The 13,655-nt window shown below is 69.9% G+C and carries 14 protein-coding genes; 7 read left to right on the top strand and 7 right to left on the bottom strand.

Annotated elements, in window-relative coordinates; all coding sequences use genetic code 11:
- Positions 1-310, top strand: a 310-nt coding sequence (locus tag ACIA5A_RS30620; protein WP_396768224.1) for a tyrosine-type recombinase/integrase, incomplete at its 5' end; no start/stop codon positions are given.
- Between the two features lie 138 nt (positions 311-448).
- Here ACIA5A_RS30620 and ACIA5A_RS30615 read toward each other — a convergent pair.
- The gene (locus ACIA5A_RS30615; protein WP_396768222.1) at positions 449-2,086 is read right to left on the bottom strand and encodes a replication-relaxation family protein; all 1,638 of its coding nucleotides are present in this window, start codon (positions 2,084-2,086) and stop codon (positions 449-451) included.
- A gap of 691 nt (positions 2,087-2,777) precedes the next feature.
- Here ACIA5A_RS30615 and ACIA5A_RS30610 point away from each other — a divergent pair.
- Positions 2,778-4,070, top strand: coding sequence for a hypothetical protein (locus tag ACIA5A_RS30610; RefSeq protein ID WP_396768220.1), 1,293 nt, complete (start codon positions 2,778-2,780; stop codon positions 4,068-4,070).
- Positions 4,071-4,140: 70 nt separating this feature from the next.
- Here the strand turns inward: ACIA5A_RS30610 and ACIA5A_RS30605 are convergent, their stop codons facing one another.
- Positions 4,141-4,395, bottom strand: coding sequence for a hypothetical protein (locus tag ACIA5A_RS30605; RefSeq protein ID WP_396768218.1), 255 nt, complete (start codon positions 4,393-4,395; stop codon positions 4,141-4,143).
- A gap of 244 nt (positions 4,396-4,639) precedes the next feature.
- On the opposite strand from ACIA5A_RS30605, the gene ACIA5A_RS30600 reads away from it, so the two are divergent.
- From ACIA5A_RS30600 to ACIA5A_RS30590, 3 genes are all read left to right on the top strand, one after another.
- A complete protein-coding gene (locus tag ACIA5A_RS30600; RefSeq protein ID WP_396768216.1) occupies positions 4,640-5,218 on the top strand; it encodes a hypothetical protein in 579 nt (192 codons plus the stop codon).
- Between the two features lie 240 nt (positions 5,219-5,458).
- The gene (locus ACIA5A_RS30595; protein ID WP_396768214.1) at positions 5,459-5,902 is read left to right on the top strand and encodes a hypothetical protein; all 444 of its coding nucleotides are present in this window, start codon (positions 5,459-5,461) and stop codon (positions 5,900-5,902) included.
- Positions 5,903-6,274: 372 nt separating this feature from the next.
- Entirely contained in the window at positions 6,275-6,853 is a 579-nt protein-coding gene (locus ACIA5A_RS30590; RefSeq protein ID WP_396768212.1) for a hypothetical protein, read from the top strand.
- A gap of 14 nt (positions 6,854-6,867) precedes the next feature.
- Here the strand turns inward: ACIA5A_RS30590 and ACIA5A_RS30585 are convergent, their stop codons facing one another.
- The gene (locus ACIA5A_RS30585; protein ID WP_396768210.1) at positions 6,868-8,034 is read right to left on the bottom strand and encodes a magnesium transporter MgtE N-terminal domain-containing protein; all 1,167 of its coding nucleotides are present in this window, start codon (positions 8,032-8,034) and stop codon (positions 6,868-6,870) included.
- A gap of 227 nt (positions 8,035-8,261) precedes the next feature.
- Here ACIA5A_RS30585 and ACIA5A_RS30580 point away from each other — a divergent pair, with 227 nt between their 5' ends.
- Positions 8,262-8,447, top strand: a complete 186-nt coding sequence (locus tag ACIA5A_RS30580) for a hypothetical protein (RefSeq protein ID WP_396768208.1) — start codon at positions 8,262-8,264, stop codon at positions 8,445-8,447.
- A gap of 226 nt (positions 8,448-8,673) precedes the next feature.
- Here ACIA5A_RS30580 and ACIA5A_RS30575 read toward each other — a convergent pair whose 3' ends face one another.
- Both ACIA5A_RS30575 and ACIA5A_RS30570 read right to left on the bottom strand, forming a co-directional pair.
- Complete coding sequence (locus tag ACIA5A_RS30575) at positions 8,674-9,288, bottom strand: hypothetical protein (protein WP_396768206.1); 615 nt, start codon at positions 9,286-9,288, stop codon at positions 8,674-8,676.
- 117 nt (positions 9,289-9,405) lie between these two features.
- Entirely contained in the window at positions 9,406-9,543 is a 138-nt protein-coding gene (locus tag ACIA5A_RS30570; protein ID WP_396768204.1) for a hypothetical protein, read from the bottom strand.
- Positions 9,544-9,746: 203 nt separating this feature from the next.
- Between ACIA5A_RS30570 and ACIA5A_RS30565 the strand changes: the two genes are divergently transcribed.
- Positions 9,747-10,229 (top strand): DUF4913 domain-containing protein, encoded by a 483-nt coding sequence (locus ACIA5A_RS30565; protein WP_396768202.1) that lies wholly within the window; start codon positions 9,747-9,749, stop codon positions 10,227-10,229.
- Positions 10,230-12,084: 1,855 nt separating this feature from the next.
- Here the strand turns inward: ACIA5A_RS30565 and ACIA5A_RS30560 are convergent.
- Together ACIA5A_RS30560 and ACIA5A_RS30555 are read right to left on the bottom strand one after the other, a co-directional pair.
- Entirely contained in the window at positions 12,085-12,468 is a 384-nt protein-coding gene (locus ACIA5A_RS30560; protein ID WP_396768200.1) for a hypothetical protein, read from the bottom strand.
- Between the two features lie 7 nt (positions 12,469-12,475).
- On the bottom strand, positions 12,476-13,561 hold the full coding sequence (locus ACIA5A_RS30555) for a tyrosine-type recombinase/integrase (protein ID WP_396768198.1): 1,086 nt from the start codon (positions 13,559-13,561) through the stop codon (positions 12,476-12,478).
- Between the last annotated feature and the right edge of the window lie 94 nt (positions 13,562-13,655).

The raw sequence follows: 13,655 nt of genomic DNA, 5'->3' as shown, positions 1-13,655 counted from the left end.
ATCACCGCCCACGCTTCGTCGGTCAGTTCGCCTCGACGTACCACCGGCACATCGTCAACGACCCACCGCTACAAGATCGGCAGGACACGCCCTAGCTCGCGTCGCCGGACTGCCGGCCGCCGAGCAGATCAGCCCGCACAGCCTGCGGCACTCTGCCGCCACCGCCGCGCTCGATGACGGAGCGCCGCTGCGCGACGTCCAGGACTTCCTCGGTCACGCCGATCCCCGCACCACCCGCCGCTACGACCGCAACCGCGGCTCCCTGGACCGCTCCCCCGCCCACCGCCTGGGGGTGCTGTACGGCGATTGACCAGCGCTAGCGTTGTTTTCGGGCCGGAAACTACGGACGGTCCGGAATGGCCGGGCGATGCTCGACACGGCCCGGTCGGTCGCCACCGGTGACAGGAGGGCTGGTAGCGCGGTGGTAGCGCCTGCGGGCGAACCTGGCTCAGCGTTGCGGGAGTAAGGCGTCCTTGCCACCCCCGGCGAGACGGGCGCGGATAGCGGTGAGCCGGGCGTCGAGGGTGGGCACCTGGTCGCGGTGCTCGTAGGGCATGGGGGTGCCGGCGTGGCAGTGCGGGCAGTGTTCGCCGTCGCGCCAGTGTTCGCCGTCGGGGTTGGGTCGGGGGTAGGCGATCGCGCAGGTGTCGCAGATGAGCAGGTGCTCGCGGTCGTGATCGGCGCCGAGCTGGGTGGGTGTGGTGTGGCGGCGGGCCCGCCACGACAGCCGAGCCCAGACGGCGGCGACCTGGTCGTAGCGCAGCGCTTGGTGGTGCGCGTCGAGGGCGGCGTCCTGGACCTGGCGCCAGGTTCGCGGCGGTGGCTCGTTGACGTACAGGGCGCGCCCCCAGGGGGCGAGGTGCCCCTCGGCGAGAGCGGCGGCGATCACCCGGTAGCGGGGCGCGTCGCCGTGGGCGTCGACGGCGGCGAGCAGCAGGTGGGCCTGCTCGCGCCACGCGGCGTCGTGCCGGTCGACGAGCACCTGGCGACCGCGGTCGGCGAGCACAGGGTTGGTGCGGTCGGCCCACCACGTCAGGAGCGCGTCGACGAGCTGCGGGTCGTGCTCGGGCAGGCCGGGCCGGCGCGCCGGCGGGTACAGCGCGAGGACCTCCACCGCGATCGCGGCGTCCAGGAGTCGGGCGACGTCGTCGGCGGCGTCGAGCACCGCGCCGAGCTGGTCGACGCGTTCGCGGCGCGCGGCCGCGGCGTCGGCCTCGTCCCGGTGGTGTTGGGCGCGGGCCTGCGCCACGATCCGTCCGGCCAACAGGTGCGCCAGGCTCACCTGGGCGGGCGGGTCACCGGGCAGCAGCCACACCGGATCGCCGCTCACCGCGGCCGCCGGGGTCCGGACCAGACCGCACGCGGCGATCACCAGGGCGTCGGCGTCGGCGATGTCCCGCCCGGCCTGGCCGCCGTAGACCAGGTTGCCGCGGCCGGCGGCGGCGAGCTGCTTGCCGGCGACGGTAAGGAACGTGGCGGCGCGGGCCTCGGTGGTGGTCAGCAGCAGCAGCGGCGGGCAGTGCGGCCACCGGCCGGCCCACACCCGGTGGAAGGCGTACTCGAGGTAGCGGACGACTTTCTCCCGCAGCACCGTCTGGCTCATGGTTGCCAGGTCGACTTCGACCCACGCGGCCGCGGTGCCGACGACGTCGTCGTGGTCGACGTCGACGAGCAGCGCCGCGTCCGGGGTCAGTCGTCGGATCCGGGAGCCGTCGCCCGCCCGGGTGCTCTCCCATTCCTGCCAGCCGGTGCGGTCTGACCACCACCGTTGCAGGGCCAGGCCGGCGGCCGGGCCGTGGTCGCGGACCGCTAGCCACGTCTCGCCGATCGCCGCCGCGTGGGCCACGTGCAGCCCGGACGGGCGCTGCCGCCCGGGCGCGGCCGCGGTGCCGGCGACCAGGCGGGCGCCGGCGATGCGCAGCCACCAGTGCCGGGGCGCGGATCCGGCCTCGCGGCCCGGGCGGACCGCGTCGACCAGCCCGGCCCGGCGTAGCCGCTCCAGGCGGTGCCGGACCGTACGCACGGGTGCTCGGCTGGCCCGGGCCAGTTGGTCGGTGGTTAGGACACGATGCTCGTCGAGCAGCACCAGCAGCTCGTGTGACGGGCCGCCGGAGGTCCGTAGTCGCTGGACGAACGCCCGGTCGGACAGAGGGACCTCCCCACAGTCGGCTGCATGGCCACCACCACGGTGACACAGACAGTGTCAGTCGCCTGTCGACCGGAATCTGTCACGGGCGGCCTGACCTGCGCTTTGAGCGAATCCAGGGTTGCCGTTCGGGTCCGAAGCAAACGGCAACCTCTGACAGGACAGCAGGCCGTCGACCATCGAGCCGGTGGCGGCGAACAGGTGGGGCGTCTCAACGCGTGGACCGGTTCAGCGGGGTGCGGGAGGGCGGGGCCGCCGGATCCACCGGGGCGGCCGGCGGTGTTGAGGTTGATGCCGCCGTGGGGGTTGAGCTGGGCGGTTCTTCCTGTCGGCGGCAGGCAGGTAAGGACGCACACCGGGTGCGCTGATGATCGTCGCCATCACTGAAATCTGGGTCGGGAAATGCATGCTGTCACCGAGGCCTCGCGTCGTGTATAGAAGTGCGGGTGCTCCGCGCCGATCTGGCCGCCAAACCAACCCGCGCGGAGCACCCTGACCGAGCAGCCAGTCAGCACTGATCGGCACGGATCACTCTGCCCGGCGTCCGAAGTGTCGGAAAAGAGGAGCCGCTGAAGTTCCGACAACCTTCCGGTTGCCGGTCCCCCCTTCGTGTCTCAAGGACGACCCGATCATGAGCACCGCTGCTCACCGACCCACGAACCGCAACGCCCGCCCGTACGAGGTGGATTCCGCCACGATCCGCCGCCGTGTGAAGAACCCCGACGCCGCCGAGTACACCCTCTATGTGCGCAGCCTGATCAGCGACTACGTCGACGGCGGGCAGGCGCAGATCCTACGAACCGCTCACACCAGGAGGTTGACCTTTCCCGGCCTGAACCGGCAGAAATTGTCGGAGAACCTCAACGGCCGCTACCGCCTCGGCCCGAGCTGGGACATCACCGAGCTGATCATCGGCTGCCTGCCCGACAGTTGCGACACCGCCAGCATTCGCGCCCACGCCGCCGGCTGGTACCAGTGCGCCCGCAACCAGCTCCCCGACCGCTACAACGGGCCAGTCAGCCGTCCCCCGGGTAAACCCGGGCTGCGCAACGTCCCGGAGAGCGAACCAGCCGTGCCGGTGCTGCAGCGCAAACTCGCCCGCCTGCAGGAGCGGCTGCGCGACGAGACCTCGCGGCACGTGGAGAACCTGCGCGCCTCGGAGAACGGCCGCAACTACGAGATCCAGCGCGCCAACGAGATCGAGGCCCGCTTCCACGAGACCCGCGAGGAGTTGCTGCGCGTCAAAACCATCGCCGCCGACGTCGCCACCATCCGCGAGGAGTACGCCCGCCAGTGCGTCGCCCTCGAACTCATCGCCGCCCCGCTCCTGCGCGACACTCCCATCGTCGACTTCCCCGAGCTGCCCACCACCCGCCGCCGGATCCGCTTCGGGCACCTGGTGGCCACCATCGACGCACAGGCCCCGCCGGCGCGCCGGGCGCTCGCCCGCTACCTGTGCGCCTACGCCGAGTTCGCCGGAACCTCGATCACCGAGTTGGCCAGCCGCACCGACCTCGCCGCCATCGCCGTCACGGACATCCTCGCCGGCCGACTCGTCCCGTCCGCCGCAGACGCCACCCGACTGGCCGTCGCACTGCACTGCGTGCCCGACACCCTGCAGTTCCTGCGCGCCTCGGCCAACCAGGGCGCCGCCCTCGACGAGTGCTTCTGGCGCATCGCCGACGCCATCCTCGACCAAGAAGACGGCCTCCACGTGCCAGAACCCATCCCCCCATCCGCTACCGGGGAAGCTGTCGGGTCGGACTCCGACAACCGTGTCACCAGACCCGACACCAGCCCGACAACACCCACGTCGGCGACCCTCGTCGACCGGCTCCGTCAACTCAACACCGCCCACCGCGAGGGCCTGATCAGCGACGGTGAGTACGACCGTCAACGGACCCGCATCCTCGACGACCTGTAGGCACGGATTCCTGCCAGACATCGGCAATGACCGGTCAGGGGCGCGCTTTCCGCGCCCCTGACCGGGTTCCTCAGCCCTTCGTGGTGCGCCACCGGCTGCCGTCGGCGCTTCCCTCAGCGCGGATTCGCGCCATCTCGGCGCGAGCGGCCTGCTCGTCCGGGAGCTCGGCGCGCTGCGTCGGCGCGCTGGCCGGGCTGTTCAACAGCACCGTCCAGACTCCGGTGCCGTCCATGTGCTCCTCCAGCCGCAGCGACGCGGTCGCGACGAACGTGTCATGCGGCCCGTACAGCCACACCGCCTCGCGGACCTGCGGAAAACCGGGCACAGCCGCCAGCCTACGGTGGGCTGCCGTGCCGGCGCGGACCTTCGTAGTCATCGACGACACCTGGGGCAGCCCACGTCCGCTGCACACGCCACACTCAGCTTCACTACCCACTGTTCCCGGATGGCCGCCATCCGTCATCATGCGGGATGTGACAATTCCTGGCCCCCCTCAAGTCGCCCTCTCGCGGCGCGCCCTACGCTTCGCCGACGGCGCGGACCGGCCGGTCCTCGTTGAAGAGCTGTACGTGGACTGGGACGTGCAGGTCAACCATGACCTGTCGTTCCAGTCGACCAGGTCCCGCATCGCGGCCTGGTGGCCCACCCAGGGCATCGCGTGGGAGAAGTTCGGCGACGTCATCGCCGAGCACGTCGACGCGGGCCGCCTGGTGATCTGCAAGAACACCGACGCGCCTGATCACCCCGAGCATCACATCACGCAGGGGCATCACTACCCGCGCCCCAGTTCACCGTTCCTCTACGGTGACCGACCGATGGTGCTGCGATACATCACCACACCAGCCGGGTCGATAGCGTGGAAGAAGACCCTTGCCGCCAGAGCCGCTGAGGCCACGCGGCAGGCCCAGCAAGAGACGGCGGCGCAGGAGCAGCGCACGGCGCAGATGGTCATCGTGACTGATCGGGTGCTGTCGGCCGTCCGGGGAGGTGCCACCACCATCGCCGCCATGGCGGCCGCCACCGGCTTCTCAAAGGACGACGTCCAGGTCGCGGTGCACCGCCTGGTCGCCGATGGCCGCATCGTCTACGACGGCCGCCGACTCTGGGGCGGCCACCGATGGCTCCCCAGCAGCGCTACCACTAGCTGAGGGGCCGGCCACGGTCAGCGGAGTCGCTACTAGCCCGGACCGCCATGACCATCACTGTAGGTGTTCCGGCCATCCGGAAACCGTAACGAGACCCCCTGACATCACGTGCCACCTTGCGGGCCACGCTCAGCCAGACACGCGTTCGAAGATTCCTGAACTAAAGGCCGTATCTCAACGTGACCAATTCTCGATATACCAAGCTGAGGGGTACGGGGCTCGCCCGGCCGGAGGGGTCCGGCCGTGTGGCAGGCCCACGCTGAACAGGCCGGTGTCGCGGTGGTGTCGGCCCCCGCCTCGGCGGAGGCCGGTGCCATCGACATGTCACTGCTCAACTCCAGCCAGCCGAAGTCCGTGGTCCTGGACGTGAACACCGGCGCCGTCTTGTCGGTCAAGCCGCTGTCGGAGCGCGAGTTCGGCGTACTCATCTCCAACCAGCCGATCTGCGAGTTCAGCGACGCCTGTTATTACTCGGGGAAGACCCCCTACGCCAACCAGGGCTTCTTCGGCTCCAACGGCACGATCACCGGTAGCTGGCCGTACCGCAACGGCGGCAACAGCGGCGGCTGCAAGGTCAAGTTCTGCTGGACGCAGGCCTGCGGGCCGGTACTCAACCCGCAGACCACGTTCGCCCTCACCCAGCTCACGACCGGCACGTCCGTCACCATCTCGGGCCGCGTCTCCTAGACGACTCACGTGACACGCGAGAGTGGCCCTTCGTCGACCGCACGCGGGCGAAGGGCCACTCCCCGTCTGCCGATTCGCAGAATGCATAAGCATTCTGTGGAACCGGGCAGACGAGGGTCCTTCCGGGCGTGCAGCCACGGATCACCCCGGCGTCGGCGCGCGTATGCCAGGCGTCGCGACAACGCCGGTCGGCGCGCCGGCGGCGTCCCGCAGCACCGGGTGCCGTCTGGTCGACTGCAACCGAAGACGAATCATGGTGCGCCGCGAAAGCCGCACTCCAGGCGGTCAGCATCGACAGGTCAGTAGCCGAGCGTTGACACACCCTGCGCTTACGGTAACGATGCCTGACGTTGCCGACCCCTGGGAGATCCCGTGAGCCTGTTCCGCCGTCAACCCACCCCGCCGCCGGACGACGCCGACCGAGCCGTCCGGGAGCTGCTCGATCGATACCACCACCGGGCGAGCATTCCCGACGGCGCCGACCGGATGATCATCGAGCCGGGCCAGGTCCTAGAAAACTTCACCTCGGTGATGGAGCGCCTGGACGTCGACATCGACACCCCGGTCGGAGTGGGCGACGCCGCCTCGTTCGAGGAGGTGATGGGGATTATCCAGATGGGGATGGGATCCTTCCTGGCAACGCACTTGGTCAACACGGCGATGCAGATCATGTCCGCGCGCTACCCGCAGGAGTTGGTGCGGACACCGTTGCCGGAGCAGTACGACCTGCGTAAGCAGGTGCCGGCGCTGACGTTCAGCGACGAGCAGCACGAGAGCGCCCGCCGCATCTTCAACCAGCGGACCCGTGCCGCCGCCGACCTTGACGCGGACGACGTCGTCGAGGTGTGGGAGCCACTGACCGATGAGGACCAGGTCCAGGTCTGCACCGCCCTGTTCTTCATGTACGGCAACAAGATCGGCGCGTTGAAGTTCCGCACCGGCATCAAGTAGCGCAGACCCGCCTGTCAGCTTCCGCGGTGGATTGCCGCTTGGACTTGCCTGAAACCATCGCTGCTGAGCCTCCTGGGGAGATGCCCCAACCAACCCTGAGCGTCCCGAGGAGACGCAGTGAGCAACCGGACGAGCCGCTCCTCGCCCAGGGCCTTTAGGACGCGAATCGCGGCCCCTTTCAGGTGCGGCAGGACCGGTCGAAGTGCCGGCGCGGGCAGGTAGTCCACGATCTCGGCGAACTTGGGACCGGGGATGGCATCGAGCCACCCTGCTGCTCGCTCCGGATCAACCGCCAAGACCACGCGGCCCGCCAGCTCCGCAGGTGCGACAGCGAGCCATCGAGGGGCCAGCCCAGCTTGCTCGTTCACGAACGCCATCACCATGTCGAACGGCATGTGCGCCAGGAACCGCACGACCGTCTCGGGAGACACCCCGCTCTGCGACAAGACAGTGATCCACGCCGGCATCGCCGCGAAGATCGTCGCAGCAGCCTCGGGAGACAGCCGCGAGAAGATCCTGCTGCGCTGGTCGTGGCCGTTCCTAACGATCAACTCGGCGGCGGTAGCGGGGTCCATGGCAGCCAGGACCACTGCGGCGGTAGCGGGCAGCATCGCGCCCAGGATGCCGCCCGCCACCCTGTCGTCCATGTTCGTCAGGACTTCCACCACCCGCGCGGCCGGTGTCAGATCGAGTCGACGGGAAGCGTCCTGCGCGGGCATATCCGCCAACTGCTCAACCACGTCCGCCAAGGCCAGATCCTTGACCAGCTCGGCACCGCGCTGCACGGTAACCGCCCTGATCCGAGTGCCCGCGGGGGCCCTCGCCGCCGGCACGGCAGCGCGACTCACCGCGGTGTCCGGACGATCAAGGAGCCCTTGCCGGTCAAGTTCAACGCGCGACCACGCTTCGCGCCAGGGCTGGATGTCAGCCTCGTCGAGGCCGAGAGCCCGCAGCACCGTCAGCAACACCGGAAGCCTCGGCAGGCCGCGCTTCCCGCTCAGCGCGTCATGAGCGGTGGAGTGGGGCAAGGGCTGAAGCTTCTTGACCTTCGCCCGGCTTTGAAGCTCCCGCACCGACGGGTTGCCGCAGTGGACGCGCAGCACTCGCAACTCGCGGGCCAGTTCAGCTACCGTGGTGACGGATGCCGGGTTCGGCGCCCCAACGCCGGGCGCTTCACTCATCGATAGAGCCCTTCAGTCCCATCCGACCAAGTCCGAGAATGTCCGACGCTGTCCGACGGCGTCCGACAGCGTCGCGCTGTCCGACAGTGTAGGGCCTCTGACCGACTCGTTCCGGGCTCGTCCGTAGCCCTTCACCAGCGGACCGGCGATGGCCTTTGCTCGATATGCGACCCGCGCTCCTGCGGCTCGCCGGTGAACGCCGAGACAGCAACCGGAAGCGACACACGATGGACCTGCTCGACCCCGACCTCCTCCTGCGTGACCTCCTGCACGGCGGAATCCGCGCGGTAACGACTACGTTGTTCACCCGGCTGCTCGCCGGACGTAAGCCCTCGACCACGGTCACGGACAGCACCCCCGGCGGCGACGCCACGGGAGGCAACCAGGCCCGCAGCGCGCCGCCTCGTTCCTGACCGGTGCCGGCGTTGAACGGCTAGGCGAGGCACCGCGACCGGTAAGGCCAGTCGCCGAGACCAAGCGGCGACGGTCGGGCGGCGGCGGCGGCGAGGATAGGGTCGGTGCCCGGTCAAGGCGCCGCCCGCCGTGGTCATAGCGGCGGTGGCCCGGGCGCCGAGAATTCACATGCGCCGGCCCCGGATCACGGGCGGGCTATCGCCTGCGATCACACCCCGGTCTCGGTCACGCCGTACCGTCGCGGCACTCGTCCTCGTAGGCGGCGATTTGATCGCGCAGTTGGGCTAGGCGCCGGGCGGCGTGGGCCAGCCGGAGGCCCTCGATCTCAATCTGGTCGCGCAGGTCCGGCGTATCGGCGGTCCATTCGAGCAGGCTCTCGTCGTCGCGGCCGAGCCAGCCGGCAACGTCGTCGACGAGTTGCTGGCAGCCGTCGAGCATGGCGACCGGCTCGCCGGCGTGCATCATCGCGACCACCCGCTCGTGCGGGCACCAAGGCGTCATGTCCTGCGGGAGCGGGGCCCCTTCGGCGATCCGGCAGGCGCCGAGCTCGACGCCAGCCACCAGGGGCGGGTCGTAGAGCGCAATCTCACTCGGACCCCGCGAGGTGCGCGTGGTCAGCGCAGCAGGCCGTACCACCGCGAGAGTTTCTTCCTCGTCGGCGTAGCTCAGCCCGGCGGCCGCCATCGTGTACTCGGCGACGGTCAGCGGGGTGTCGGCCGGCAGCCGCGACAGCACCTCGATCAACTGCCCGATGGTGGCCACCGCGACCTGATCGGCGCCGAGCGCCGCCTCGATCGGGGCGATCACCGCTGGATCCAGGCGCGTGGGCGTGTAGCTCACCCGCCGAGTCGGCTGATCAGCATCCATCAGATGCCCAGTCGATCGCAGAGGTGTACGGCTCAATCGCCATGCCGTGGTGGTCCAGTTCGCTTGTCCACATTGACCATACCGGCGACCCTATGACATTAGGTCGTCACGCGGGTGCGCGGGCAACACCAGCGGGTAGCCGTCGATGTCGAGCTGGGCGGACCCCTCGACGAGCACATGCTCCTGGTGCCACGACAGCCCGCCCAGGCGTTGACGTCGTCGGAGCATGAAGCTGATGGTGCGGGCCGCCCGGGGCCGGTGTCGGCGGCGGCGGCGGCGAGCAGCGCCTCGGTGCCCCGCCCGCGCTCGCCCGCACCGCCCCTGGCAGGACGGGCCCTACACGGCGGCGATCCGAGAATCGATCGCCCGCTGGGACCCACCGGCCGCACCGACTGGACCCTCACCCCCGACGCCCCACCGGAGCCCGTCGTATGACCACCCCCGCCACCGATCCGAGCGCCGATGCCGTCGCCGGCCTCAGCGCACTGCTCGGCCAGCTCGCCGGCGACCCGGAGCCACCTGCCCCCGAGCCTCCCATCAACGAGCAGGTCGCTGCGGAGCCGGTGTACCGCAACGTCGAGGCGTTCGTCGGGGACTACCTCGCCTACGTCGTCGAGCGGCGCCTCGCCTCCCGGGCCGGATGCCGGGGTGAACTGGTGCCCCCGGTGGTGGGCCACCCCGAAGCGATCTCCCGCCTGTACGCCCTCTGGCGGGCCTGGGAGACGCTGCGGGTCAGCGACCTCCAGACCGGCATGAGCCTCTGGTGGCGCGACCACCTGGACCCGCACCTGTCCGCGCTGACCGCCGAGTACGGCCCGTTCAACCGGTGCAACCCGACCAAGCACACCGAGCCTCGTCCGCTTCCGGTCGAGCTGGCACCGCCGGAGGTGCTCGCTCAGCTCCCCGACGCCTGATTCCGCGGCATCACCGGTCGGCCCGGGCCGCCTCGGCCACCGGCACGGCTCCTCCGGAGATCACCGGCGGATGGTGGGTGGCGGCGCCGCAGTGGCACGTCCAGGTGTGATGGCCGCGGTGGGTGTAAGGCGGCGGGCAGGGGCAGGGCGTCCAGCCCGACCGGTACCGACCGGTGGTGAGCGGGTGCTGTTCAGGGCCGGAGCACCGCGGTGGGACGGGAGCGACGAACTCCCGGTGCCCGTCGCGAGTCGCGCCGACTTGAAGGGCGACGACGTCGTAGTGCGGACAGGTCGGCACCGGTGCGCCGTCGGTGGGGCGGATCCGCCCGTGGTCGGGGCAGGTCCAGTCGCCGGCGCGCAACGCCGGTGTCAACCGCCCCCAGTCCACGGCCATCCCCAGACGGTACGGCACGTCGGTGCATCCATGCCCTGAGCAGGCGATGAGGGCGGGCACCGTACGGTGCCCGCCCTCATCGCCACGTCGGTCGTCAGAGCACGTACTGGCCGTAGCCCAGGACGACCAGCACCACCACCAGGACGTAGATCACCACGGCCCGGGGAGCACGCAGCGAGAAGCGCAGCTCGGTCAAGTTCAACACCTCCTCGGTTCTCTCGTGCGGTGGTGACCAAAAGGTGGTCCCCTCAGGCGGCGGCTGACCTTCCGCGTTCCGAGGCGGCGAGAAAACCACCGTGGACCGGCGCTCATCCTAACGTGGGACCCCCCAATGCCGCAAAGTCGTGCGCCCATCGGCCACCCAATCCGGAGTCGCCCCGAAGAAGCGAAGTTGCGCGAACTTCGGCGAAGTTCCGGAAGGTACGGAGGCACGGAGCGATAGGTACCCGATCGGAATCTCTGCAGGGTTCCTTGCAGGATTTCCTTAGGTGCATTTATTACACCGGACCGGCCGCCGTCGGCCGCTGCGGTCACATCGGCGCGAGGGGCGCAGTCGCGCGCAGGCGTACGCAGAGGTGCAGGTCAGCATGGGGTCGGAGTGTCGGTAGCGTGTGGTATAGTCCCCGCCTTTTGCCCTCTGGCGACTTGCGTACGGTGATGTTCTGATCACTTGGCCGCCCTGCGTTGCTTCATTCCGTACGCCTTAGTAGGAGGTACACGACGCCCAAAAAGGCCGATACGAAGTTCGCTCGACTCCCCTCCGCTTACCTTGCCTCCGCATTGCAAGGAGCTGGCCTAATCCGTAATGCAGTCGGCCCGACTTGAGAATCCACAGGTCTTCGGGCTGGCTGGTAAATGGGCGCAGCGAGCGTCCACGAATCTTGATTCGAGTCTTGGAACCTTTGAGATCTAGTTTGCCATTGCGTGTTGCAGTCCTGATACGTCATGTGTCAGACTTACCCTGTAGCGTCACAGCCCTCAGAGGGGGTGTGACCTGCGACGGAACTGCCCAACGGTTCATCTCATGCGGTGGTGACCAATGGGTTGTGGCCTCTCCGCTGACCTCGGAGGGGCCACTTTTTTTGCGCTGGTCGCCTGGCAGCAGACCTGGTGTCTCAGGAGCTTCTAGTACGCCTGTCCGGCTGAGGGCACGCTGGGTTACCGGCGATCACGGTTGGTCAATTCGGGCCCCTAGAGAGCCGGGCGTCGCCCGGCAAATCGCTGCTTTGTGGGTAACCCGCAGACGGCGCTGGACCCCGGTGTAAACCCTCGTTTCCAGGTCTGCTACGACCGGTGTCCGTCAGCCGACAGTTGACGTGGTTGCCCTTCTATGCTCCTGCCCAGCCGGCTCCTCAAAGAGGGCGGGGTGGGTCACCAACACCACGAGCCTGCCGAACATCTTCAACACGCACGACGCTCTTCCAGGCAGGGTGCTGCGGCGTGACCGGGGTGGGGCGAGGGCTACCCCTGTGCGAGGGAGAGGGCAGCCCAGACTTGGCTGGCGCCGATCGGGTCGATCGCGCGAAGGTTCACTGGCACGTCAAGCACGACCAGGTGCGCGCGCTCGTTCTCGCCTCGGCCGGGCGAGATCAGGCCGTGTACTGCGTGATCGCCCTGTTCCTCGCCGATGCCGGGCTCCGGCGCCCCCAGCAGCCGCGCGGCGACCTCGGTCGGGAAGGGACCGCCCTGCCACTCAATCTCCCAGGTCCGGCCGCCGTCACCGGGCCACCAGTCCAGATGGGAGGCGCCGTTCAGCGCGCCGGTCTCGCGCAGAGCTGACATGACCCGCCCCAGCACCTCGTAGTAGCGCGCCGGGTTGTCCCGCAAGTGGTGCACATCCGCCATGGTCTGCTCAACGAACCGGGCCCAGGTCAGCTCCGCCCTGGCCTGTTGATTCCGCAGACTGCCCGTCGCCGGCGGCGGTGAGGTACGCGGCGAGGGTGTAGGCCGGTGCCCGGTCGAGGCGCTGGCCGCCGTGGTCGTAGCGGCGGGTAGTGCGGGCGTCGGCGTGCCCGAGTTGCTCCTGGACGTCCTCCAGGCGGGCGCCGGCGTCACGAGCGAGGGTGGCGCAGGTGTGGCGCAGCACGTGCGGGCTCATCTTGACCGGGATCTTCGCCGTTGCGGCGAGGCGGCGTAGCAGCCGCCACACCGCGCCCCGGTCGACGCGGGCGCCACTGGCCGTGGCCACCAGGGGCCGGCGCGGCCGGGCCCCGGCCTGCCCAGCCGGCACCGGCACCCGGGCTTCGGCAAGGTCGGGCCGGCGGGCGAGGTAGCCGTCCAGGCGGCGGGTGACCGGGGCGGGCAGCGCGACCAGGTGCTCACCGCCGCCCTTGGCGGTGAACCGCAGGACGCGGTGGTTGCGGGCGTGGCCGAGCTGCTCAAGGTCGGCGCCGACGAGCTCTCCCACGCGCAGCCCGCCGTAGAGCAGCAGGGCGACGATCGCGGCGGTGCGGGCGGCTTGGGGGCCGGTGTCAGCGTCGGCGGCGGCGAGCAGCGCCTCGGCCTGGGCGCGGGACAGCCCGGGAGTGCTCGGCCTCATCGGGTCGGTCTTCGGCTTCTGCTTGGGGTTGATGGCGGCGGGGTTGGCCCGGTCGGTGCGGTCCTCGGCGATCAGCCAGGAGTAGAACGCCGACACGGCGGCGAGGCGGCGGGCCCGGGTCGCCGCCGACGCGCGGCCGGCGGCTTCCTGGGCGCGTAGCCAGGCGTGGGTGTGCACCCGGCGGGCCTCGGTGAGCGGGTCGACGCCGGAGGCGGCCAGGAACCCGAGCCAGTGCCGCAGGTCGCGCTGGTAGGCGTCGCGGGTGTGCGGCGAGGCGTAGCCGATCAGCCACTCCCGCAGCAACTCCTCCAGGCCGTCGCCGGCGGCACCCCCCACGGTGGGGGCCTCACCGTGGAGGGCCGGGACGGCGGGCAGCACCTCGCCGGACAGGACGGTCACCTAGGGCGTGTCCTGCCGATCTTGTAGCGGTGGGTCGTTGACGATGTGCCGGTGGTACGTCGAGGCGAACTGACCGACGAAGCGTGGGCGGTGA

Origin of the sequence: Micromonospora sp. NPDC051300 (assembly GCF_044455315.1) — a bacterium.
GTDB lineage: Bacteria > Actinomycetota > Actinomycetes > Mycobacteriales > Micromonosporaceae > Micromonospora > Micromonospora robiginosa.
This window is presented reverse-complemented; position numbering and strand designations above follow the sequence as displayed.

Bases quoted from the DNA above. Each gene is read 5' to 3' on its own strand.
- ACIA5A_RS30610 (WP_396768220.1), top strand. From the start codon at position 2,778: ATGAGCACCGCTGCTCACCGACCCACGAACCGCAACGCCCGCCCGTAC.
- ACIA5A_RS30585 (WP_396768210.1), bottom strand. From the start codon at position 8,034: ATGAGTGAAGCGCCCGGCGTTGGGGCGCCGAACCCGGCATCCGTCACC.
- ACIA5A_RS30580 (WP_396768208.1), top strand. From the start codon at position 8,262: ATGGACCTGCTCGACCCCGACCTCCTCCTGCGTGACCTCCTGCACGGC.
- ACIA5A_RS30570 (WP_396768204.1), bottom strand. From the start codon at position 9,543: ATGCTCCGACGACGTCAACGCCTGGGCGGGCTGTCGTGGCACCAGGAG.
- ACIA5A_RS30565 (WP_396768202.1), top strand. From the start codon at position 9,747: ATGACCACCCCCGCCACCGATCCGAGCGCCGATGCCGTCGCCGGCCTC.
- ACIA5A_RS30560 (WP_396768200.1), bottom strand. From the start codon at position 12,468: ATGGCGGATGTGCACCACTTGCGGGACAACCCGGCGCGCTACTACGAG.